Source organism: Pseudomonas sp. BNK-44-b (assembly GCF_047456245.1).
Taxonomy (GTDB): domain Bacteria; phylum Pseudomonadota; class Gammaproteobacteria; order Pseudomonadales; family Pseudomonadaceae; genus Aquipseudomonas; species Aquipseudomonas machongensis.
In genome coordinates, this window is sequence record NZ_CP179908.1 from 5,199,965 (window position 1) to 5,222,520 (window position 22,556).

Below are 22,556 nucleotides of genomic sequence, written 5' to 3' on the forward strand. Positions count from 1 at the left end.
ATGGATGAAAGGCCATCATCGCTGCCGAGGATGGCCTTTCGGGTGCCGCAGGAAACCGACTCAGCGCTTGTTGATCAGCAGGTACACCCCGACCAGCAGCCCTACAGCGCACAGGCCAGCCACATAGTAGGCCGGTGCCATCGGGCTGAACTTGAGCAGGGCGGTCACCACCATCGGGGTCAGGCCGCCGAAAATGGCGTAGGCGACGTTGTAGGAGAACGACAGCCCGCTGAAGCGCACCACCGCCGGGAAGGCCTTGACCATCACATAAGGCACCGCGCCGACCAGACCGACGAACAGTCCGGTAAGGGCATACAGCGGGAACAGCAGATCAGGCCGGGTCGGCAAGCTGTGGTAGAACGCCCACGACGAAGCCAGCAGCGCCAGGCTGCCGATCACGAACACCCGCCCTGCGCCGAAGCGGTCGGCCAGGCTGCCGGCGCCGATGCAGCCCAGGCTGAGCAGGACGATGGCCAGGCTGTTGGCCTTGAGCGAATCGGTGGGGCTGACGTGATAGAGGCTCTGCAGCAGCGCCGGGGTCATCAGGATCACCACCACGATGCCCGCCGACAGCAACCAGGTCAGCAGCATCGACAGGATGATCGCGCCACGGTGGTCGCGCAGTACCGCACGCAGCGGCAGCTCTTCGGCCAGCGCCTTGCGCTGCTGCATCTCGGCGAACACCGGGGTCTCGTGCAGCCAACGACGCAGATACACGGCGAACAGGCCGAACACACCGCCGAGCAGGAAGGGGATCCGCCAGGCGTAGTCGGCCACCTCTTCAGGGCTGTAGACGGTGTTGATCAGGGTTGCCACCAGCGACCCCAGCAGGATGCCGGCAGTCAGGCCGGCAGTCAGGGTGCCGCAGGCATAGCCGGTATTGCGCTCCGGTACGTGCTCGGAGACGAACACCCAGGCGCCCGGCACCTCGCCACCGATGGCGGCGCCCTGCACCACCCGCATCAACAGCAGCAGGATCGGCGCCCACAGGCCGACCTGTGCATAAGTCGGCAGCAGGCCCATGATCAGGGTGGGCAAGGCCATCATGAAGATGCTCAGGGTGAACATCTTCTTGCGCCCGAGCAGGTCACCGAAGTGCGCCATGATGATGCCACCCAGCGGGCGCGCCAGATAACCTGCGGCAAAGATGCCGAAGGTCTGCATCAGGCGCAGCCATTCGGGCATGTCGGCGGGGAAGAACAGCTTGCCCACCACGGTGGCGAAGAACACGAAGATGATGAAGTCGTAGAACTCCAGAAGCCCGCCCAAGGCGGACAGTGAGAGGGTCTTGTAGTCACTGCGGGTCAGCGGCCGCGAGGGCTGCTCGATACTGCTCGGCACGGAGGTCATGGATGTTCTCTTATAAGGCAGGCCGCTTGTGCTGCGGCTTGTGGCGCGGGAGTGGGCAAGATAACAAATTGCCGCGCATGGCTCATAGAGGTACAAAAACTCTACAGATATTCACCAATGTGCGGTCGTCGCTGGCCGATACCGTCTATATACTGCGCTCTTCGTAGGAAAAGGTTGTTTACGATGTGGGATGTTGTGCGAAAACGCCGGTCATTATGTTCAGGCGGTTTCGCAGAGTTTCCCTTTGGCCGCCAACCGGAGCGAAATCAGCGTAGTATGTTTCTGGCTGAATCGTTTTTCAGGGCGTCCGTCACCGCGCCAACCAACGAAGCGTCACGGGTCAGAGGCCCCACGGCATGATTGAGCTCGAACAAGAAGATCCTATCCCGCAGGGCGACCTGGCCCTTCAGATCACCGCGCTACCGCGCGAAACCAATGGCTTCGGCGATATCTTCGGCGGCTGGCTGGTCGCCCAGATGGACCTGGCCGGTACTGCCATGGCCAGCCGCGTGGCTGGCGGCCGTGTGGCCACCGTGGCGATCGATCGCATGGCATTCCTGGTGCCGGTGGCCGTGGGCGCGCAACTGTCCTTCTATACGCAGACCCTGGAGATCGGCCGCAGCTCGATCCAGATGATGGTCGAGGTCTGGAGCGACGACCCGCTGTCCAGCGAATGGCGCAAAGTCACCGAAGCGGTGTTCGTTTTCGTGGCCATCGACGGCAGTGGCCGCACCCGCTCCGTACCTCGTCGCTGAGCCCGGCGCGCGGTAAACTCGTTGCAGGCTTCGAGGTCCAACGGCCTCACCTGCAATCAACGAGACGAGCGCATGGCAACCTTCAAGGTCGACACCGAGCAACACGGCGAACTCAACTGCTGGCGCATCACCAGCCGGCATGCCGAACTCCTCATCGCCCAGCAGGGCGCGCAGATTCTCAGCTACCAGCCCATCGGTGACGAGCCCCTGCTGTGGCTCAGTGACCAGGCGATCTTCCGCCAGGGCAAGTCGGTACGCGCCGGTGTGCCGGTATGCTGGCCATGGTTCAGCAACTTCCAGCGCAATCCCGATTCGGTCAAGGCCATGTACCACGGCAGCGAGGCACCGGCCCACGGCCTGGCGCGCGGACGCGACTGGGAGTTGCTTGGCGTCGAGGAAGTCGGTGAAAACCTGCGTATCGAGTTCGACCTGCCCGAGGCTCAAGGCCAACTGCCAGACTGGCCACACAAAGTCGAGCTGCGCCTGCTGATCGAGCTCGGCGAACAACTGCACGTTTCGCTTTGCAGCCGCAACCTGGGCGATGCCAGCGTCACGCTCAGCCAGGCACTGCACAGCTACTTTGCCGTCAGCGATGTACGCCAGGTGCACGTGGAAGGCGTCGAGGGGCTGCCCTATATCGAGACCCTGGAGGGCTGGGAGCAGCGCACCCAGCAAGGCAAGCTGTGCTTTGCCGGCGAGACCGACCGCATCTACCTGAACGCTCCCGAGCGCCTGGCGATCGTCGACCCACAATGGAAGCGGCGCATCACCTTGCACGCCACCGGCTCACGCGGTGCAGTGATCTGGAACCCCTGGACCGACCGCGCCCGCGAGCTGCCCGACATGGCCGACGACGGCTGGCAGCGGATGCTGTGCGTGGAGACGGCGAATGTGTGGGATGACGTGGTGGAGCTCAAGCCTGGAGCCAGCCATGTGCTGGGGGTGGTGATTGGCCGCGAAGCGCTCTGATTCGACAGGACACCGCGCTGTCCGTAGGAGCGGGTCGGGCTCAAAGATCGGCGTCCTCGACCACCCTCACCTTCCCCGCGTCCAGCGCATAGGCCGCATCGGCCAGGTCATTGCTGACCTTCTCGATCTTCAGCGTACCGGTCACCCACAGCGGCGTGTAGATATCGGCGATCTTCAGCCCTTTCGGGTAGCGCACCAGCACCAGCTGGTTCGGCGGAGGCGGCGGCACGTGGATGCAGGCCCCCGGATAAGGCACGAGGAAGAACAAGGTGCTGTTGCCCTTGGCATCGCTCTCCAGCGGCACAGGATAGCCACCCAGGCGGATCTGCTTGCCGTTCATGGCCGCCACGGTCTTGGTCGAATACATCACCGCCGGCAGGCCCTGGCTTTGCTTCAGGCCGCCCTTGGCGGTGAAGGTGCCCATGGCTTCGGGGGAGTTGTGATCGATCTCGGGCATCTGTTCGAGAGCCTTCTGGTCCGACTTGGGCATCAACTCCAGCCAGTCGGTTTCGGGCAGCTCGGCATGGGCCAGGGTGCTGGCCAGCAACAAGGGAAGAAGGAATAACGCACGCATGGCAATGCTCGGCAACTCTAGTGAATTGCCGCGCATTCTAGCCTGTGTTCAGCGCTTCTTGATGAATCCGTAGATCACCAGCAGCACGATGGCGCCAACCAGGGCACCGAAGAAGCCCGCCGCCTGTCCGGCCTGGTAGATACCCAGGGCCTGCCCGCCATAGGTGGCCACCAGGGAGCCGGCGATGCCGAGCAGAATGGTCATGATCCAGCCCATGCTGTCGTCCCCGGGTTTCAGGAAACGCGCCAGCAAGCCGACGATCAGGCCGATGAAGATGGTTCCGATGATGCCCATGGCAATCCCTCTACAGTGAAGATGGAACACGCCAAAGCCTAGACAGCGCTTTGGCGTGTTGCCATCTCAGAGGGCCTGCTGCAGGCAGAAGTTCGATCAGCCGACGATCAACGCCTCTACTTCGGCGATCTTGGCCTTGAGCGTGACCATGTCCTTGCAGCGCAGGGTGGCGTGACCGACCTTGCGCCCCGCCTTGAACGCCTTGCCATAGTGATGCAGGTGGCAGTCGTCGATGGCCACGACCTGGTCGACCGCAGGCACTTCGCCGATGAAGTTGAGCATGGCGCTCTCGCCGACCTTGGCCGTCGAGCCCAGCGGCAGGCCGGCGACGGCCCGCAGGTGGTTCTCGAACTGGCTGCACTCGGCGCCTTCGATGGTCCAGTGCCCGGAGTTGTGCACGCGCGGGGCGATCTCGTTGGCCTTGAGGCCACCGTCGACCTCGAAGAACTCGAACGCCATTACGCCAACATAGTCGAGCTTGTGCAGCACACGGCCGACGTAATCCTCAGCCAGCGCCTGCAGTGGATGCGCATCGCTTGCCACCGACAGGCGCAGGATGCCGCTGTCATGAGTGTTGTGCACCAGCGGATAGAAGCGCGTCTCGCCATCGCGGGCTCGCACGGCAACCAGCGAGACTTCGCCGGTGAACGGCACGAAGCCTTCCAGCAGGCAAGGGACGCTGCCCAGCTCCGCGAAGGTGCCGACCACGTCTTCTGGCTTGCGCAGGACCTTCTGGCCCTTGCCGTCATAACCCAGGGTGCGGGTCTTGAGCACGGCCGGCAGGCCGATGCTGGCCACTGCCGCGTCGAGGTCATCCTGCGAAAGGATGTCGGCGAAGGCCGGGGTCGGAATGCCCAGGTCGCGGAACATGCTCTTCTCGAACAGGCGATCGCGCGCGATGCGCAGGGCTTCGGCGCTTGGGTAGACCGGCACGAACTGCGACAGGAAGGCCACGGTTTCCGCGGGGACGCTCTCGAACTCGAAGGTCACCAGGTCGACTTCGTCGGCCAGTTGGCGCAGGTGGTCCTGGTCGCCGTAGTCGGCACGCAGGTGCTCGCCCAGGGGGGCGGCGCAGGCGTCCGGTGCCGGGTCGAGGAAGGCGAAGTTCATGCCCAGCGGAGTGCCCGCCAGGGCCAGCATGCGACCCAGTTGGCCGCCACCGATTACACCGATCTTCATGTCGTCAGCCTCAAGCCTGGCGGGGGTCCGGGTTGTCCAGGACGGTTTCGGTCTGCTCCGCGCGGAACTGCTTGAGCGCCGCGTGGTACTGCGGGTGCTTGGCACCCAGGATGCTTGCCGACAGCAGCGCGGCGTTGATCGCGCCAGCCTTGCCGATGGCCAGGGTGGCAACCGGGATGCCGGCTGGCATCTGCACGATCGACAGCAGTGAATCGACACCCGACAGCATCGAGGACTGCACAGGTACGCCCAGCACCGGCAGGTGCGTCTTGGCGGCGCACATGCCCGGCAGGTGCGCTGCACCACCGGCGCCGGCGATGATCACCTCGATGCCGCGGCCTTCGGCCTCTTCGGCGTACTGGAACAGCAGGTCCGGGGTCCGGTGGGCGGACACCACCTTCACCTCGTAGGGAATGCCGAGTTTTTCCAGCATATCGGCGGTGTGGCTAAGGGTGGACCAATCGGACTTGGAGCCCATGATCACGCCAACCAGTGCACTCATCGTCGAGCCTCTTCGCTTGTGCGCCCTTGGGCGCCGTCAAAAAACAACAAGCCACGCGGGACGACCGGCGTGGCTTGTTTGCTGATCATGACCGGATCGATCCAGTCGAGGGGCCGCGCAGTATACCGTAACGTTAGGCATTCGAGGCACCCCTGGCGACCAACTGTCGGCCTTATTTTTCGGGGCTTTGACTGACTTTCGAGTCAACTGCGCCCGCCAGCGCTCCACCTTCGAGCTTGCGCCACAGCAGGCGCACGTTCGCCTTGCGCACCAGGGCGCAGCGGTAGAGGCGAATCTCCAGCGGCACGTGCCACTGGCTGGAGCCGCAGATCGCCAGTTCGCCACGCTCCAGCTCGCCGCGCATCGACAGGCGCGGCACCCAGGCGATACCCATGCCTTCGAGCGCCATGCTCTTGAGACTGTCGGCCATCGCCGTTTCGTACACCGTGGTGTAGCGCAGGTTGCGCTGGCGCAGCAGCAGGCTGACGGATCGCCCGAGGAATGCCCCGGCGCTGTAGGCCAGGAGCGGCACGCTGCCCTCGCCTTCCAGGTCGAACAGCGGCTTGCCATCGGCCCCGACGGCACAGACTGGCAGCATTTCGGTGGTGCCCATGTGCAACGATGGGAAGATCTCGGCATCCATCTGCAAGGCGGCGTCAGGGTCGTAAAAGGCCAGCATCAGGTCACAGCCACCTTCCCTCAAGGCATGCACTGCATCGCCCACGTTGGTGGCCACCAGGCGGGTGGCGATGTTCATGCCGTCGTTGCGCAACTGGGCCACCCAGCGCGGGAAGAAGCCGGACGCCAGCGAGTGCGCCGCCGCGACCTGGACCACCTCGCCCTGACCACCTTCCAGATGATGTAAATGGCGGAGAACTTCGCTCAACTGGTCGACAACGGTACGCGCGGTAACGAGAAACAGCTGACCCGCCTCAGTCAGCTCTATCGGCGTGCGGGAACGATTCACCAAGGTCAGCCCCAATGCCGCTTCCAGGCTGCGGATGCGTCGACTGAAGGCCGGCTGCGTCACGAAGCGGCGCTCCGCCGCCTGGGAAAAACTGCGTGTGGAGGCCAGAGCACTGAAGTCTTCCAGCCACTTGCTTTCAAGGTTCATCGAGAAGCTCCGCAGGCGTGCACCAAAATGGAACACGCTCGATTGTCAATCGGCGTCACATCAAACCGTATGCCGTTTGTGCATAGGTTAGCGTCTAACAGCATTGGCCGCAAAATCTGCCGAGGCCTAGGATTGGCGGCATTCCGGCAGGTGCCGGGTTTAAATCGAGATGATATCCGTCATGTCCTCCGCTGCATCGTTCCGCGTCGAAAAAGACCTGCTTGGTACCCTTGAAGTCCCTGCCGATGCCTACTACGGCATCCAGACTCTGCGCGCTGCCAACAACTTCCACCTCTCCGGCGTTCCGCTGTCGCACTACCCGAAACTGGTAGTCGGCCTGGCGATGGTCAAGCAGGCCGCTGCTGACGCCAACCGTGAGCTGGGGCACCTGAGCGATGCCAAGCACGCCGCCATCAGCGAGGCCTGTGCCCGCCTGATCCGTGGCGACTTCCACGAGCAGTTCGTGGTGGACATGATCCAGGGCGGTGCTGGTACTTCTACCAACATGAACGCCAACGAGGTCATCGCCAACATCGCACTGGAGGCCATGGGTCACCAGAAGGGTGAGTACCAGTACCTGCACCCGAACAACGATGTGAACATGGCGCAGTCGACCAACGACGCCTACCCGACCGCCATCCGCCTCGGCCTGCTGCTGGGCCACGACGCCCTGCTGGCCAGCCTCGATAGTCTGATCCAGGCTTTCGCTGCCAAAGGTGAAGAGTTCAGCCACGTACTGAAGATGGGCCGTACCCAGCTGCAGGACGCCGTGCCGATGACCCTGGGCCAGGAATTCCGTGCCTTCGCCACCACCATGACCGAAGACCTCAACCGTCTGCGTTCGCTGGCGCCGGAACTGCTCACCGAAATCAACCTGGGCGGCACCGCCATCGGCACCGGCATCAACGCCGACCCGGGCTACCAGGCCCTGGCGGTACAACGCCTGGCAGCCATCAGCGGCCAGCCGCTGGTTCCGGCGGCCGACCTGATCGAAGCCACCTCCGACATGGGCGCCTTCGTGCTGTTCTCCGGCATGCTCAAGCGCACCGCGGTCAAGCTGTCGAAGATCTGCAACGACCTGCGCCTGCTGTCCAGCGGCCCGCGTACCGGCATCAACGAGATCAACCTGCCAGGCGCGCCAGCCAGGCAGCTCGATCATGCCAGGCAAGGTCAACCCGGTGATCCCGGAAGCGGTCAACCAAGTCGCCTTCGCCATCATGGGCAACGACCTGGCCCTGACCGTCGCCGCCGAAGGTGGCCAGCTGCAGCTGAACGTGATGGAACCGCTGATCGCCTACAAGATCTTCGACTCGATCCGCCTGCTGCAACGCGCCATGGACATGCTGCGCGAACACTGCATCGTCGGTATCACTGCCAACGAACAGCGCTGCCGTGAACTGGTCGAGCACTCGATCGGCCTGGTCACCGCCCTGAACCCGTACATCGGCTACGAAAACGCCACCCGTATCGCCCGCGTCGCCCTGGAAACCGGCCGCGGCGTGCTGGAACTGGTGCGCGAAGAGAAGCTGCTGGACGAAGCGATGCTCAACGACATCCTGCGTCCGGAAAACATGATCGCTCCACGTCTGGTTCCGCTGAAGGCGTAACCCGAACGCTGCAACCTGTCTCACCAGGTCGAGGGACTAGACACCTCTCAACCTTTCAAGGGCCCGAGCGCACGCTCCGGGCCCTTTTTTTATACCCAGCACCGGCAAACGGTTCCCGGCACACTCCTTGCTCGATAATGCCCCTCACCCCCACGGGATGCCGAGCATGCTGCACAGCCACCTCACCACCCTCAACGCAGTTTCGTTGATTCTCAACGTCTTCCAGGAAGAGGGCTGTACCGCCTCGCAACTGCTCGCCGGCAGCGGCATAGGCCCGGCCGACCTGGGCCACCCCGATGCGCGCATCACTACCCAGCAGGAGCTGCAGGTGTGTGCCAATGCGGTCGCCCGACGCGAGGAGATCGGCCTGGAGCTGGGGCGGCGGATGCATGTGTCGTGCTACGGCATGCTCGGTTACGCCTTGCTCTCGAGTGCCACTTTGGGTGACGCCCTGCGTCTGGCGCTGCGTTATCCGGCACTGCTGGGAACAATCTTCCAGTTGCGCCTGGTCGACGATGGCCAGCGTGTCTGGCTGAGCGCCAGCGATTATCGCGAGGGGCCAGCACTGGCAGCGTTCAATGCCGAATTCTGCCTGGTCTCGCTGAAAGTCATCTGCGATGACCTGCTCGGCCGGCCGCTACCCTTGCTGGCGGCACGCTTCGAACACGCACGCCCTGCCTACCATCTGCTCTACGCCGGTGCATTCCCCTGCCCGACAGGCTTCGAATCGCGAGATAACGCCTTTGCCTTCGAACGGCGCTGGCTCGATATGCCACTGCCCCTGGCCGACCCCATCACCCACAAAGCCATGGCCGAACGCTGCAGGCGCCTGAACCTGGAGTTCACTGGCCGCCAAGCCTGGCTGGGGCGCATTCGCCAGTTGCTGATGCAGCAGCTCGATGCGGCACCTGGGCTCGAGGGCCTGGCGCGGCAGATGAACTGCTCGTCGCGCACCTTGCGGCGACACTTGCAGGCGTTGGGCAGCAGTTATCAACAGCTGCTCGATGAGCTGCGCTTCGAACGGGCCAAACAGTTGCTCGCCGAAGACCAGATGCCGATCTACCGGATCGCCGAAACCCTGGGATTCAGCGAGACGGCAAGCTTCCGACACGCGTTCCAGCGCTGGAGTGGCGTGGCGCCTAGCCATTTTCGGGGGTAGTCGGCACCCGTCCAGCCGCGGGGCAATAGGCCGGAAATATCCCCAAACCACCCGATCCGGCCATCGCCAGTGGCCATATCGATCCCCTTTTGGCCGTTTGCAACGTTCTCTCCACCTGGCCCGCCCACCACAATGGACCCACGCCAGTCACCTTCGGAGAACAACAAATGCTGACGATCTATTCCGATGACCATCGCCTGCACCACGGCCGCTGCGAGCTGATCGACGGCAAGCTGATGCCGTGTTTCGAGATGCCCTCGCGCGCTGACCATGTGCTCGCCCGCGTCCAGCACCGCGACATCGGCCCGATCCAGGGCCCGACCGACTTCGGCCGCGCGCCGCTGCTGCGCATCCACAGCGCCGCCTACCTGGACTTCTTCGAAGGCGCCTGGGCGCGCTGGGCGGCCATGAACCAGGAGGGCGACCTGCTGCCCTTCACCTGGCCAGCACGCACCCTGCGCCAGATCAAACCCACCGGCCTGCACGGCGAACTGGGCTACTACAGCTTCGACGGCGGCGCGCCGATCACCGCCGGCACCTGGCAGGCCGCCTACAGCGCAGCGCAAGTCGCACTGACCGGGCAGGCCGCGATCCAGAACGGCGCCCATGCCGCCTTTGCCCTGTGCCGTCCGCCAGGGCACCACGCTGCCGCCGAAGTGATGGGCGGCTACTGCTACCTGAACAACGCCGCCATCGCTGCCCAGGCCTTCCTCGACCAGGGCCGGCGCAAGGTTGCGATCCTCGATGTCGACTACCACCACGGCAACGGCACCCAGGACATCTTCTACGACCGTAACGACGTGTTCTTCGCCTCGATTCACGGCGACCCGACCGACGAGTTCCCGTTCTTCCTCGGCTATGCCGACGAAACCGGCGAAGGCGCGGGCGAGGGCTGCAACGTCAACTATCCTCTGCCGGCAGGTAGCGACTGGGCCACCTGGAGTGCCGCCCTCGAAGATGCCTGCCAACGCATTGCCGCCTTCGACGCCGATGTGCTGGTGGTCTCGCTCGGCGTGGACACCTTCAAGGACGATCCGATCTCCCAGTTCAAGCTCGACAGTCCGGACTATCTGGAGATGGGCAAGCGCATCGCCCAACTCGGCAAGCCGACCCTGTTCGTGATGGAAGGTGGCTATGCCGTCGAGGAAATCGGCATCAATGCGGTCAATGTGCTGGAAGGGTTCCAGCGCGCCCAGCCAGGAGCCTGATCATGCGTCCATTCAAGCGTCTGTTAGCCCCGCTCGTTGCTGCCGGCCTGCTGGCTGGTGGCCTTCAGGTCCATGCCGAACAACGCACCCTGCGGGTGTACAACTGGTTCGACTACATCACTCCGCAGACCCTGGTCGACTTCCAGAAGGATGCCCAGGTCAAACTGATCTACGACATCTTCGACACCAACGAAGCACTGGAAGCCAAGCTGCTGACCGGCAACTCCGGCTATGACGTGGTAGTGCCCTCCAACGTGTTCCTCGCCAAGCAGATCGAGGCTGGGGTCTTCCAACCCCTGGACCGCAGCAAGCTGCCGAACTGGCAGCACCTGGACCCAACGCTGATGAAGCTGATCGAGGCCAACGACCCAGGCAACAAGTTCGCCGTGCCCTACATGTACGGCACCATCCTGATCGGCTTCAACCCAGCCAAGGTGAAGGCCGTGCTGGGTGACAACGCCCCAGTGGACAGCTGGGACCTGATCTTCAAGGAAGAGAACATCGCCAAACTCAAGCAGTGCGGCGTGGCGCTGCTTGATTCGCCGTCGGAAATCCTGCCGCTGGCCCTGCAGTACCTGGGCCTGTCACCCAACAGCGACAAGCCCGAGGACTACAAGAAGGCCGAGGCGCTGCTGATGAAGATCCGCCCGCACGTCACCTACTTCCATTCCTCGAAATACATGGCCGATATCGCCAACGGCGACATCTGCGTGGCAGTGGGCTACTCGGGTAGCTTCTCGCAGGCTGCCAACCGTGCGCGCGAAGCCAAGAATGGTGTAGTGGTGGACATGCGCCTGCCCAAGGAAGGCGCGCCGATCTGGTTCGACATGCTGGCCATTCCGAAAAATGCAGCGAACCCGGACGACGCCCACACCTTCATCAACTACCTGCTGCGCCCCGAGGTGATCGCGCCGATCAGCGACTTCGTCGGCTACCCCAACCCGAACAAGGACGCGACCGAAAAGGTCAGCCCACAGATTCGCAACAACCCGAACCTGTACCCGACGGCTGAGGCGATGACCACGCTGTATACCCTCAAGCCGCTGAGCAAAGAAGCCGAACGGGCAAGGACCCGGGCCTGGACGCGGATCAAGTCCGGCACCTGAGCCGCCTGCTTCGCGGGCAAGCCCGCTCCTACAGATTCTTTGTAGGAGCGGGCTTGCCCGCGAAGCAGACAGCGCGGTCTAACGCCTTACCGCCAAGCCCTGCGCAATCGCATCAACGCCTCGGCAATCTCCTCCTCGGGCACCGCCGCAAACCCCAGCACCAGCCCTGCCCGCTTATCCACAGGCACCTCGCTGTCTTCCAGCCAGTAAGCACTCAGCGGGTGCACTTCCACTCCCACCGCCTCTGCCTTGGCCACCAGCGCTTGCTCCCGCGCAAAGTTATCCACATCCACTTTCACATGCAGCCCCGCCGCCACTTCCGGCATTGCGCCCAGCCCCGGCACATCCAGCGGCCAGCCTGCCTTGAGCACATTGCGCCGCGCCAGCGCCGCCCGACGCATGCGGCGTATATGCCGCTGGAAGTGCCCCTGAGCCATGAATTGCGCCATCACGCACTGCGTCCCGACTTCGGAATGCCGCACCGCCAGTGCACGCGCCTGGCTGAAGGCCTGCACCAGTCGCGGCGGCAGTACCAGGTAACCCAGGCGCAACGCGGGGAAGGCGATCTTGCCGAAGGTGCCGACGTAGATCACCCGCTGCTGGCGATCCAGCGCTGCAAGGGGCGCCAGCGGTGCGCCGCTGTAGCGGTATTCGCCGTCGTAATCGTCCTCGATGATCCAGCCATCCTGGCGTTCGGCCCAGGCCAGCAACGACAAGCGTCGCGCCAAGCTCATGGTGACGCCGGTCGGGTATTGGTGCGCAGGCGTCACGTAGGCCAGGCGACAGTCGCGCAACTGGGCGAGCTGCTCGCACACCAGCCCTTCCTCGTCTATCGCCACACCGCGCACCTTCGCTCCGGCCAGGGCAAAGGCATGCCCCGCGGCGCGATAGCCCGGGTTTTCCACAGCCACCTCCTCGCCCGGTTGCAGCAGCAGCTGTGCACAAAGGCTGATGGCCTGCTGTGCACCACTGGTGATCACAATTTGTTCAGCGGTGCACGAAAGCCCTCGCGAGCGACGCATGTAGGCCGCAATCAGTTCGCGCAGCACAGGCTCCCCGGCCGGGTCGCCGTAACCGAGCAGCGCAGGATCGGGATCACGCCAGAAACCCGCTTGCAGCTTGGCCCAGACGTCGAACGGGAACAGATCGAACGCCGGAATACCGACCCGAAAAGCCCTCGGAGCCCCGGCTCTGGGCGGTGAAAGATGGTGTGATTTCAAGCGCTCCAAGGGTGCGCTGGAGCGCGTTGAACTGGATAAATCCTCAGTGTAACCGGGTAGAAATGTGGATAACTCTGTTGATAACCCCTGGGATAACCTTGTTGATAACTCTGTGGACAGTTTTGCCAGCCGACTCACGTAGGTGCCATCCCCGACTCGGCTTTCGATGAAGCCTTCGGCGTACAACTGGTCATAGGCACGCACCACGCTGTTGCGCGACAGCTTCAGCACCGAAGCCAGGTCACGAGTGGCCGGCAGCCGCGTGCCACTGCTCAGCCGGCCGTCCAAAACCCGCGCGCGCAGTGCCTGGTAAAGCTGCTGGCTGAGGCCGCGGCGGCGGTCCAGCACGATGCCGGAGGGGTCGAAAGGCAAAACGAGAGGACGCTCACTCATGACATTGGACCTGTCAAATCAGCGGTAAATGGCTCTTACACAGAACCAATAGCCTGCCTAGGATGATGTCATCAAACAAGGACTTCGCCATGTACAACGCCAAGCCTCATCAGGAACACGATCTTCAACGCCTGCACCAGCAGATGTTGCAGACGCGCCTGGCCACGCTGATCAGCCACGCAGAGCAAGGCCTGCTGGCGACCCACCTGCCAGTGCTGGTGGACACCCGCGAAGGCGAGTTCGGTACGGTATACGGCCACCTGGCCCGCGCCAACCGCCAGTGGCAGGACCTGGAGCGAGGCGGTGAAGCCCTGCTGGTTTTCCAGGGCGCCGATGCCTACGTGAGCCCCGGCTACTACCCGAGCAAGCTGGAGAATCCAAAGGTGGTGCCCACGTGGAACTATGTGGCGGTGCATGCCCACGGGCCGGTCGAGGTCATCCATGACCCGGCGCCCCTGCTGGAGATCGTCAGCCGCCTGACCGACCTGCATGAACAAGGCCGCGCCACCCCCTGGAAGGTCGCCGACGCCCCCGCCGACTACATCGACGGCATGCTCCGCGCCATCGTCGGCATCCGCCTGCCCATCACCCGCATCCAGGGCGCCCGCAAGCTCAGCCAGAACCGCAGCGCCGAAGATGTCCAAGGCGTGCGCGAAGGCCTGGCCAACAGCCCCGACCCACTCGACAACCAACTCGCGGCGCAGATGCGTTCGCTCTGAAGGAAACCACCATGTCCAACGTCACCTTGCGCCCGGTCACTCTCGAAGACCACGCCGCCTGGCTGCCCCTGTGGCAGGCCTACTTGCGCTTCTACCAGACCACCCTCGCCGACGAGGTCACGGCCAATACCTGGCAGCGCCTGCTCGACCCCAGCGAACCCACCCACTCGGCCCTTGCCTGGGTCGATGGCAAGGCGGTGGGGATGGTCAACTACATCTATCATCGTTCCAACTGGAGCATCGAGAACTCCTGCTACCTGCAAGACCTCTACGTCGACGGCGAGCAGCGCGGCCTGGGTATCGGCCGCCAGCTGATCGAACACGTCTACGCCACCGCCAAGACCGCTGGCTGCATCAAGGTGCACTGGCTGACCCACGAGACCAACGCCACGGCCATCAGTCTGTACGAGCGGGTCGCCGAGCGCCCGGGCTTCATTCAATTTCGCAAAGCACTGTAGGCCGACCATGACCCTGAACTGGAAACCCTCTGCGACACCGGACGCCTCCCCCCTCGATGGCCGCTTCATCCGCCTGGAGAAACTCGACCCGGCGCGCCATGGCGACGACCTGTGGGAAGTCCTGCAAGGCCCGGGATCGGACCCGGTGCTGTGGAACTACCTGCCCTATGGCCCGTTCGCCGAACGCGCCGACTTCGACCGCTGGCTGCAAGGCAACGCAGCGGGCCGCGATCCGCTGTTCTATAGCGTCATCGACAAACACAACGGGCAGGTGCAGGGCATCCTCAGCTACATGTCGATCGTCCCCGAGCAGGGGCGCTTCGAGATCGGCCACATCGCCTTTGGCGCGGCCATGCAGCGCACGCCCAAGGGTACCGAGGCGGTCTACCTGTTGAGCAAGCTCGGTTTCGAGCTGGGCAATCGACGCCTGGAGTGGAAATGCAACGATGCCAACGCCCGCTCCAAGCGCGCGGCGCTGCGCTTCGGTTTTGTCTTCGAAGGCGTGTTCCGCCAGCACATGGTGGTGAAGGACCAGAACCGCGACACCGCCTGGTATTCGATCACCGACGGGGAGTGGCCAGCGGTGGCGGCGGGGTTCGAGCGCTGGTTGAGCGTGGAGAACCAGCGGCCTGAAGGTCAGGTGAAAACCCTGGAAGCGTGTCGCCTGGCCTGACGCAATCGCGGGGCAAGCCCGCTCCCACCGGTACCCCGCCAGTTTCAGAACCAGCGGGGTGCCCCGCGATCGGGCCTTGAACCCAACATAAAAAAAGGGGAGCAACCGCTCCCCATGAGGTAAACCGCTTGTATTCGAAGGCTGTCGATCAGCCTTCGATCTCGATCAGGATCTCGCCCGGGGTCACCCGGTCGCCCTTGGCTACGTGGATGGCAACGACCTTGCCGGCGATGGCCGCCTGCACCTCGGTCTCCATCTTCATGGCTTCGGTAATCAGCACTGCCTGCCCGGCCTTGACCACATCGCCCTCCTTGACCAGCACATCGACGATGTTGCCCGGCATGGTGGTGCTGACGTGACCCGGCGCGCTGGCCTGCTTGCGCTTGCTGCTGCCGCCGCCGACGAAATCGTTGAGCGGCTCGAACACCACTTCTTCCGGCATGCCGTCGATGGACAGGTAGAAGTGACGCTTGCCTTCGGCCTTGACGCCCACGCCGGTGATGTCGACGCGGTAGGTCTCGCCGTGCACGTCGATGACGAACTCGGTCGGTACACCCTCACCGCCCACGGAGGCTGCAGCACCGGCTTCCGGGATCGGCAGCAGGGCTTCGGGCTTGAGGGTTCCGGCTTCACGCTCTTCGAGGAACTTGCGCCCGATGTCCGGGAACATGGCGAAGGTCAGCACGTCTTCCTCGCTGTGCGCCAGGCTGCCGATTTCGGCGCGCAGCTTGGCCATTTCCGGCTTGAGCAGGTCGGCCGGGCGCACATCGATGACGTCTTCGCTGCCGATCGCCTGGCGGCGCAGCTTCTCGTCAACCACACCTGGCGCCTTGCCGTAGCCACCTTGCAGGTACAGCTTCACTTCGTTGGTGATGGTCTTGTAGCGCTCACCGGCCAGCACGTTGAAGAACGCCTGGGTGCCGACGATCTGCGAGGTCGGGGTGACCAGCGGCGGGAAGCCGAGGTCTTCGCGCACGCGCGGGATCTCCGCCAGCACTTCGTTCATACGGTTGAGGGCGCCCTGCTCCTTGAGCTGGTTGGCCAGGTTGGAAATCATCCCGCCGGGTACCTGGTTGACCTGCACGCGGGTATCCACGGCGGTGAACTCGCTCTCGAACTGGTGGTACTTCTTGCGCACGGCGTAGAAGTACAGGCCGATTTCCTGCAGCAGCTCCAGGTCCAGCCCGGTGTCGAACTCGCTGCCCTTGAGCGCGGCGACCATCGACTCGGTGCCCGGGTGGCTGGTGCCCCAGGCGAAGCTGGAGATGGCGGTGTCGATATGGTCGGCGCCGTTCTCCACAGCCTTGAGCTGGCACATGGCGGCCAGGCCGGCGGTGTCATGGGAGTGGATGAACACCGGCAGCGACTGCTCGGCTTTCAGCGCCTTGACCAGCTCGCCGGTGGCGTACGGCGTCAACAGGCCGGCCATGTCCTTGATCGCGACCGAGTCGCAACCCATGGATTCCATCTGCTTGGCCTGGTTCACGAAGGCCTCGATGGTGTGCACGGGGCTGGTGGTGTAGGCGATGGTGCCCTGGGCGTGCTTACCGGCGGCCTTCACCGCTTCGATGGCCACGCGCAGGTTACGCACATCGTTCATGGCGTCGAAGATACGGAATACGTCGATACCATTGACTGCAGCCTTGGCCACGAACGCCTTGACCACATCATCGCTGTAATGGCGGTAGCCCAGCAGGTTCTGACCGCGCAGCAGCATTTGCAGGCGCGTGTTGGGCAGCGCGGCGCGCAGTTGGCGCAGGCGCTCCCACGGATCTTCCTTGAGGAAGCGCACACAGGCATCGAAGGTCGCGCCGCCCCAGACTTCGAGCGACCAGTAGCCAACCTTGTCGAGCTTTTCGCAGATCGGCAGCATGTCTTCGGTGCGCATGCGGGTGGCCAGCAAGGACTGGTGGGCGTCGCGCAGGATTGTGTCGGTTACATGGATTTTCTTGGACATTGTTGAATTCCTCACAGGCCTGCGTGGGCGGCGATGGCGGCGGCGATGGCCAGGGCCAGCTCTTCGGGTTTGCGCTTGATCGAGTAGTTGGTCAGTTCCGGATGGCTTTCCACGAAGCTGGTATTGAACTGGCCGCTACGGAATTCCGGGTTGCGCAGGATTTCCTGGTAATACGCGGCGGTGGTCTTGACCCCCTGCAGGCGCATGTCATCCAGGGCCCGCAGGCCACGGTCCATGGCTTCTTCCCAGGTCAGCGCCCAGACCACCAGTTTCAGGCACATGGAGTCGTAGAACGGTGGAATGGTGTAGCCGGTATAGATTGCCGTGTCGGTACGTACGCCCGGACCGCCGGGGGCGTAGTAACGGGTGATCTTGCCGAAGCTGGGCAGGAAATTGTTCTTCGGGTCTTCGGCGTTGATCCGGAACTGCAACGCGTAGCCGCGATGCTGGATGTCTTCCTGTTTGACCGACAGCGGCAGGCCCGAGGCGATGCGGATCTGCTCACGCACGATATCGATGCCGGTGATTTCCTCGGTGATGGTGTGTTCCACCTGCACTCGGGTGTTCATCTCCATGAAGTACACCTCGCCATCGGCGAGCAGGAACTCCACGGTACCGGCGTTCTCGTAGTTGACCGCCTTGGCGGCGCGTACGGCCAGGTCGCCGATGTAGGCGCGCTGTTCCGGCGTCAGCTGCGGGCTCGGGGCGATTTCGATGAGCTTCTGATTGCGGCGCTGGATCGAGCAGTCGCGCTCGAACAGATGCACCACGTTGCCGAAGCTGTCACCGAGAATCTGCGCCTCGATGTGTTTGGGATTGACGATGCATTTCTCGAGAAACACCTCGGCGGAACCGAACGCCTTGGTGGCTTCGGAAATCACCCGCGGGAAGTTCTGTTCCAGCTCTTCGCGGCTGTTGCAGCGGCGAATACCACGCCCGCCGCCACCGGAGGTGGCCTTGAGCATCACCGGATAACCGATGCGCTCGCCTTCGCTCAGGGCTTCGTGGATGTCGGCCACGTTGCCTTCGGTACCTGGGGTCACCGGGACACCGGCCTGGATCATCGTGCGGCGCGCTTCGGTCTTGTCGCCCATGCGACGGATGACCTCGGCGGCAGGGCCGATGAACTTGATGCCACGCTCGGCGCAGATTTCCGCAAGTTCGGCGTTTTCCGATAGAAAACCGTAGCCCGGATGCAAGGCGTCACAGCCGGTTTCCACAGCAAGGTTCACCAGCTTGCGCGGGTTCAGGTAACCGGCCAGAGGCTCGGCACCGATGCTGTAGGCCTCGTCGGCGCGCTTGACGTGCAACGCGTGACGGTCGGCGTCGGAAAAGATCGCGACAGAGCGAATGCCCATCTCGGCGCAGGCACGCACGATCCGAACTGCGATTTCACCCCGGTTGGCGATCAGGATTTTTTTTATCACTGGAGTCTTCCCAAAGCCGTAGGAACAGACGATCCGGTTACACCGGTCGGCGCGTGACCAGACGTCGCTGGCCAGTCGCACCTTCAAACTAGCGCCACCGGTGAATAAACAAAAATCAATATTTGTTAGGGGCTGTATTAGCAAAAGCTTATAGTGGGGTAACAAGGTTTTGCCGGAGCCTGGGGATAAATGCGTAAGTCCTTGATGCGTATGACTTTGCGTCAGCTGCAGATCTTTAACGAAGTGTGTGATTTGCGCTCGTACAGCCGCGCGGCAGAAGAGATGGCGCTTACGCAACCCGCCGTAAGTCTACAGATCCGCCAGCTCGAAGAGCTGGTCGGCCAGCCGCTGTTCGAGTACGTCGGCAAAAAGCTCTACCTGACCGAAGCCGCCGAGGCACTGCAACGTGCCAGCCGCGACATCTTCGGGCGCCTGGAAAACCTCGACATGCAGCTGTCGGACATGCAGGGCTCACTGCAGGGGCAATTGAAACTGGCGATCGAATCCAGTGCGAAGTACTTCGTGCCACACCTGTTCGCCGCCTTCAAGCAACGACACCCGGAGGTCAACCTCACCCTCACGGTGGTCAATCGCGCCCAGGCCATCCGACGCCTGTCCGACAACCGCGACGACCTGATCATCATGTCGATGGTGCCGCAGGACATGGGTCTGGAGTTCCTGCCGTTTCTCAACAACCCGATCATCGCGGTGGCGCCACCGGAACACCCGTTGTGCAAGCTCGACCGCTTGCGCCTGCAGGACCTGGAGCCTCATACCCTGCTCATCCGCGAACAAGGCTCGGGCACGCGCAAAGCCTGCGAGGAGTACTTCAAGGACAAGCGCGTGCACTTCACCCAGACCCTGGAAGTGGCCTCGGCCGACGCCCAGCGCGAATGCGTGATCGCCGGTTTGGGCATCGCCCTGCTGACTCGCCATGCAGTGAACATGGAGCTGGCCACCGGGATGCTCAGGGAGTTGCCTGTGGAGGAACTGCCGCTGTACCGCAGCTGGTGCGTGGTGCAGTCCAAGGCCAAGCGGCAATCGCCGGTGGCCTTGGCATTTCTTGCATTCATTCGTAGCGAACGCGCGAAAATCAGTGGGCTTGTGGAGCGATTTTCTGGGAAGCTACCGACGCCACCTGCCATACCGTGATGTCTTGCAGCTCAGGGTAGTCGGCGATATCACGCAACAGTTGACGCTGGTCGCAGTAGCTTTCGATCGCACGTCGATATTCCATGCGACGTTGATCCTTCTCAGCCTGCTTGCGAGCCTTGGCGTTGGGTTGGTACGAACCGAAATGATCGTTTGCCATTGCCTGTCTCCCAGATCGGGTGCGGGAGTTTCAGGGTGGCCCCGAGGGTTTACGGTTTGGCTGAGAAATGGTGACAGAATCGTGAATTTTAATTGCCCGTACCGGCCCTTTCGCGGGTAAACCCGCTCCCACAGCGGCCGGTGCGGTGGCAGCGCGATCAGTCGTCGGTAGCCTTGATCGACTTGGGCGACAAGCGCAGGCTGCGCAAGCTGCGCTTGACGCTCTTGAGGTGGTTGACCAGGCTCGGGCCGCGGGCCATGGCCACGCCCATCGCCAGCACATCGATCACCACCAGGTGGGCAATGCGCGAAGTCAGCGGGGTGTAGATCTCGGTGTCCTCGTGCACATCAATCGCCAGGTTGACGGTCGACAGCTCCGCCAGCGGCGTCTGGCTCGGGCACAGGGTGATGAGATTGGCGCCGCTTTCACGCACCAGGTTGGCGGTGATCAGCAAGTCCTTCGAACGCCCCGACTGCGAGATGCACACGGCGACATCACCCGGCTTGAGGGTCACCGCCGACATCGCCTGCATGTGCGGGTCGGAATAGGCTGCGGCGCTGAGCAGCAGGCGGAAGAATTTGTGCTGGGCATCGGCGGCGACCGCACCGGAAGCCCCGAAGCCATAGAACTCCACGCGCTGCGCCTGGGCCATGGCACTTACCGCCTGCTGCAGCGCCTGCGGGTCGAGGTGCTCGCGCACTTCCATCAGCGTGTGCAAGGTGGTGTCGAAAATCTTCAGGCTGTAGTCGGCGACCGAATCGTCTTCATGGATGGCGAACTGGCCGAAGCTGGCGCCTGCCGCCAGGCTTTGCGCCAGCTTGAGCTTGAGGTCCTGGAAGCCCGAACAGCCGATGGCGCGGCAGAAACGCACGATGGTCGGCTCGCTGATACCAACACTGTGGGCAAGATCGGCCATCGAGCTGTGCATGACGGCAGCCGGATCCAGCAGCACGTGGTCGGCCACTTTCAGTTCCGATTTGCGCAGCAGGTGGCGCGATTGAGCGATATGTTGCAACAGATTCACAGGCTGGACTCGGTTATGATCGGCTGGCCGGGATGTAGCTATCTTGTAGTTATACTACATGACCGGCTGACCGCCCAGCTAAACGAACGTGGGAGAGTGGTGGCTTGAGTATCCCTTGCGACATTCTGGTTTTCGGCGGCACGGGCGACCTGGCCCTGCACAAGCTGCTGCCGGCGCTTTATCAGCTCTACCGCGAGGGTCGCCTGCACAACGCCGTGCGGATCATCGCCCTGGCCCGCCGCCCCCTGCCGCGCAACGACTACCTCAAGCTCACCGAGCGTCATTGCCGGGCACAGATCGCCCGCAACGACTTCGACGAGGAGGTCTGGCAGCGCTTCTCGGCACGCCTTGACTACTTCGCCATGGACGCCTCCCAAGGCGCCGATTTCGGGCGCCTGGCCCGTTACCTCGGCGAGCCCGGTGGCCTGACCCGGATCTTCTATCTCGCCACCGCCCCCAACCTGTTCGTGCCCATCGCCAACAACCTGCGCCTGGCCGGGCTTGCCGACAGCGAAGCGCGCATCGTGCTGGAAAAGCCCATCGGCCATTCACTGGAATCGGCCACGGCGATCAACGAAGCCATCGGCGCGGTATTCGACGAATCTCAGGTGTTTCGCATCGATCACTACCTGGGCAAGGAGACGGTGCAGAACCTCATGGCCCTGCGCTTCGCCAATGCCCTGCTGGAGCCTGTATGGCGCAACAGCCAGGTCGATCATGTGCAGATCAGCGTCTGCGAAACCCTCGGGGTCGAGAACCGCGGCGCCTACTATGATCGCGCCGGCGCTACCCGCGACATGCTGCAGAACCATCTGCTGCAACTGCTCTGCCTGGTGGCGATGGAGCCACCGGCACAATTCGAGGCCGAGGCGGTGCGCGACGAGAAGGTGAAGATCCTTCGTGCGCTGCGCCCCATCACCGGCCAGGACGTGCAGGACAAGACCGTACGCGGCCAGTACAGCGCCGGCAAGATCGGCGGCCAGGAGGTCCCGGCCTATTACTTCGAGAAAGATGTCGACAACGACAGCGATACCGAAACCTTCGTCGCCGTGCAGGCTCATATCGAGAACTGGCGCTGGGCCGGGGTGCCGTTCTACCTGCGCACCGGCAAGCGCATGGCTCGGCGCTCGTCGCAGATCGTCATCCAGTTCAAACCGGTGCCCCATGAGCTGTTCGCCGGCGGCCAGGTCAACCAGTTGCTGATCCAGTTGCAACCCGACGAGCACATCAGCCTGCGCATGATGACCAAGAGCCCCGGCCGCGGCATGCGCCTGGCGCCGGTCGAGCTGGACCTGAACCTGGCCCAGGCCTTCGCCCAGACACGCCGCTGGGAGGCTTACGAGCGCCTGCTGCTGGATGTACTGGATGGTGACTCGACGCTGTTCATGCGCCGCGATGAAGTGGAGGCAGCCTGGGCCTGGATCGACCCGATCCTCAAAGGCTGGGAGGACCACTTCCAGGCACCGCGGACCTATCCGGCAGGCAGCAATGGGCCGGAGCAGGCCAATAGCCTCCTGGCGCATCAGGGCCGACACTGGCACCTCTGACCATTTCCC

Annotated in this window: 21 protein-coding genes and 1 pseudogene; 11 read left to right on the top strand and 11 right to left on the bottom strand. The window is 63.3% G+C overall.

Features of this window, described 5'->3' with window-relative positions; translation table 11 throughout:
* Positions 1–60 precede the first annotated feature (60 nt).
* Positions 61–1,350, bottom strand: coding sequence for an MFS transporter (locus ACMGGG_RS23500; protein ID WP_414160007.1), 1,290 nt, complete (start codon positions 1,348–1,350; stop codon positions 61–63).
* Between the two features lie 356 nt (positions 1,351–1,706).
* Here ACMGGG_RS23500 and ACMGGG_RS23505 point away from each other — a divergent pair, with 356 nt between their 5' ends.
* Together ACMGGG_RS23505 and ACMGGG_RS23510 are read left to right on the top strand one after the other, a co-directional pair.
* Positions 1,707–2,105 (top strand): acyl-CoA thioesterase, encoded by a 399-nt coding sequence (locus tag ACMGGG_RS23505; protein WP_003253317.1) that lies wholly within the window; start codon positions 1,707–1,709, stop codon positions 2,103–2,105.
* A 72-nt stretch (positions 2,106–2,177) separates the two neighbouring features.
* Positions 2,178–3,074, top strand: a complete 897-nt coding sequence (locus ACMGGG_RS23510; RefSeq protein ID WP_414154520.1) for a D-hexose-6-phosphate mutarotase — start codon at positions 2,178–2,180, stop codon at positions 3,072–3,074.
* A 40-nt stretch (positions 3,075–3,114) separates the two neighbouring features.
* Here ACMGGG_RS23510 and ACMGGG_RS23515 read toward each other — a convergent pair whose 3' ends face one another.
* The 5 genes from ACMGGG_RS23515 to ACMGGG_RS23535 all read right to left on the bottom strand — a co-directional run bounded on the left by ACMGGG_RS23515 (position 3,115) and on the right by ACMGGG_RS23535 (position 6,737).
* Positions 3,115–3,648, bottom strand: a complete 534-nt coding sequence (locus tag ACMGGG_RS23515; protein WP_162714440.1) for a DUF3299 domain-containing protein — start codon at positions 3,646–3,648, stop codon at positions 3,115–3,117.
* Between the two features lie 48 nt (positions 3,649–3,696).
* Positions 3,697–3,942, bottom strand: a complete 246-nt coding sequence (locus tag ACMGGG_RS23520) for a GlsB/YeaQ/YmgE family stress response membrane protein (RefSeq protein WP_054892962.1) — start codon at positions 3,940–3,942, stop codon at positions 3,697–3,699.
* Positions 3,943–4,038: 96 nt separating this feature from the next.
* Positions 4,039–5,121 carry a 5-(carboxyamino)imidazole ribonucleotide synthase gene (locus tag ACMGGG_RS23525; RefSeq protein WP_414154521.1) on the bottom strand — a complete coding sequence of 361 codons (1,083 nt, stop codon included), beginning with the start codon at positions 5,119–5,121 and terminating at the stop codon, positions 4,039–4,041.
* A gap of 10 nt (positions 5,122–5,131) precedes the next feature.
* Positions 5,132–5,623, bottom strand: coding sequence for a 5-(carboxyamino)imidazole ribonucleotide mutase (gene purE, locus ACMGGG_RS23530; protein ID WP_054892964.1), 492 nt, complete (start codon positions 5,621–5,623; stop codon positions 5,132–5,134).
* 172 nt (positions 5,624–5,795) lie between these two features.
* Positions 5,796–6,737 carry a LysR substrate-binding domain-containing protein gene (locus ACMGGG_RS23535; RefSeq protein ID WP_054892965.1) on the bottom strand — a complete coding sequence of 314 codons (942 nt, stop codon included), beginning with the start codon at positions 6,735–6,737 and terminating at the stop codon, positions 5,796–5,798.
* A 181-nt stretch (positions 6,738–6,918) separates the two neighbouring features.
* On the opposite strand from ACMGGG_RS23535, the pseudogene aspA reads away from it, so the two are divergent.
* From aspA to ACMGGG_RS23555, 4 genes and pseudogenes are all read left to right on the top strand, one after another.
* Positions 6,919–8,344 (top strand): annotated as a pseudogene (gene aspA, locus ACMGGG_RS23540) (aspartate ammonia-lyase).
* A 166-nt stretch (positions 8,345–8,510) separates the two neighbouring features.
* Positions 8,511–9,503 carry an AraC family transcriptional regulator gene (locus ACMGGG_RS23545; protein ID WP_054892967.1) on the top strand — a complete coding sequence of 331 codons (993 nt, stop codon included), beginning with the start codon at positions 8,511–8,513 and terminating at the stop codon, positions 9,501–9,503.
* A 167-nt stretch (positions 9,504–9,670) separates the two neighbouring features.
* Entirely contained in the window at positions 9,671–10,711 is a 1,041-nt protein-coding gene (locus tag ACMGGG_RS23550) for a histone deacetylase family protein (protein ID WP_414154522.1), read from the top strand.
* A gap of 2 nt (positions 10,712–10,713) precedes the next feature.
* Positions 10,714–11,817 carry a polyamine ABC transporter substrate-binding protein gene (locus tag ACMGGG_RS23555; protein WP_197891706.1) on the top strand — a complete coding sequence of 368 codons (1,104 nt, stop codon included), beginning with the start codon at positions 10,714–10,716 and terminating at the stop codon, positions 11,815–11,817.
* A gap of 86 nt (positions 11,818–11,903) precedes the next feature.
* On the opposite strand, the gene ACMGGG_RS23560 is transcribed toward ACMGGG_RS23555, so the two are convergent.
* Positions 11,904–13,430, bottom strand: coding sequence for a PLP-dependent aminotransferase family protein (locus ACMGGG_RS23560; RefSeq protein WP_414154523.1), 1,527 nt, complete (start codon positions 13,428–13,430; stop codon positions 11,904–11,906).
* 89 nt (positions 13,431–13,519) lie between these two features.
* Between ACMGGG_RS23560 and ACMGGG_RS23565 the strand changes: the two genes are divergently transcribed.
* The 3 genes from ACMGGG_RS23565 to ACMGGG_RS23575 are packed head-to-tail and all read left to right on the top strand — an operon-like array spanning position 13,520 to position 15,280.
* Positions 13,520–14,149, top strand: coding sequence for an FMN-binding negative transcriptional regulator (locus ACMGGG_RS23565; protein WP_414154524.1), 630 nt, complete (start codon positions 13,520–13,522; stop codon positions 14,147–14,149).
* An 11-nt stretch (positions 14,150–14,160) separates the two neighbouring features.
* Positions 14,161–14,607, top strand: a complete 447-nt coding sequence (locus tag ACMGGG_RS23570; RefSeq protein WP_414154525.1) for an N-acetyltransferase family protein — start codon at positions 14,161–14,163, stop codon at positions 14,605–14,607.
* A 7-nt stretch (positions 14,608–14,614) separates the two neighbouring features.
* Positions 14,615–15,280, top strand: a complete 666-nt coding sequence (locus ACMGGG_RS23575) for a GNAT family N-acetyltransferase (protein ID WP_414154526.1) — start codon at positions 14,615–14,617, stop codon at positions 15,278–15,280.
* A 148-nt stretch (positions 15,281–15,428) separates the two neighbouring features.
* Here the strand turns inward: ACMGGG_RS23575 and oadA are convergent, their stop codons facing one another.
* Both oadA and ACMGGG_RS23585 read right to left on the bottom strand, forming a co-directional pair.
* The gene (oadA, locus tag ACMGGG_RS23580; RefSeq protein WP_323453445.1) at positions 15,429–17,237 is read right to left on the bottom strand and encodes a sodium-extruding oxaloacetate decarboxylase subunit alpha; all 1,809 of its coding nucleotides are present in this window, start codon (positions 17,235–17,237) and stop codon (positions 15,429–15,431) included.
* Between the two features lie 11 nt (positions 17,238–17,248).
* Positions 17,249–18,664, bottom strand: a complete 1,416-nt coding sequence (locus ACMGGG_RS23585) for an acetyl-CoA carboxylase biotin carboxylase subunit (protein ID WP_054892975.1) — start codon at positions 18,662–18,664, stop codon at positions 17,249–17,251.
* 189 nt (positions 18,665–18,853) lie between these two features.
* Between ACMGGG_RS23585 and ACMGGG_RS23590 the strand changes: the two genes are divergently transcribed.
* Positions 18,854–19,816, top strand: coding sequence for a LysR family transcriptional regulator (locus tag ACMGGG_RS23590; protein ID WP_054892976.1), 963 nt, complete (start codon positions 18,854–18,856; stop codon positions 19,814–19,816).
* Here ACMGGG_RS23590 and ACMGGG_RS23595 read toward each other — a convergent pair.
* Both ACMGGG_RS23595 and hexR read right to left on the bottom strand, forming a co-directional pair.
* Positions 19,758–19,976 carry a PA3496 family putative envelope integrity protein gene (locus ACMGGG_RS23595; RefSeq protein WP_414154527.1) on the bottom strand — a complete coding sequence of 73 codons (219 nt, stop codon included), beginning with the start codon at positions 19,974–19,976 and terminating at the stop codon, positions 19,758–19,760. The genes ACMGGG_RS23590 and ACMGGG_RS23595 overlap by 59 nt on opposite strands.
* A 157-nt stretch (positions 19,977–20,133) precedes the next feature.
* Positions 20,134–21,000: a transcriptional regulator HexR gene (hexR, locus tag ACMGGG_RS23600; RefSeq protein ID WP_003253273.1), complete on the bottom strand. Its 867-nt coding sequence runs from the start codon at positions 20,998–21,000 to the stop codon at positions 20,134–20,136.
* Between the two features lie 104 nt (positions 21,001–21,104).
* Here hexR and zwf point away from each other — a divergent pair, with 104 nt between their 5' ends.
* Positions 21,105–22,547 (top strand): glucose-6-phosphate dehydrogenase, encoded by a 1,443-nt coding sequence (gene zwf, locus ACMGGG_RS23605; RefSeq protein WP_323453444.1) that lies wholly within the window; start codon positions 21,105–21,107, stop codon positions 22,545–22,547.
* Positions 22,548–22,556: the final 9 nt, after the last annotated feature.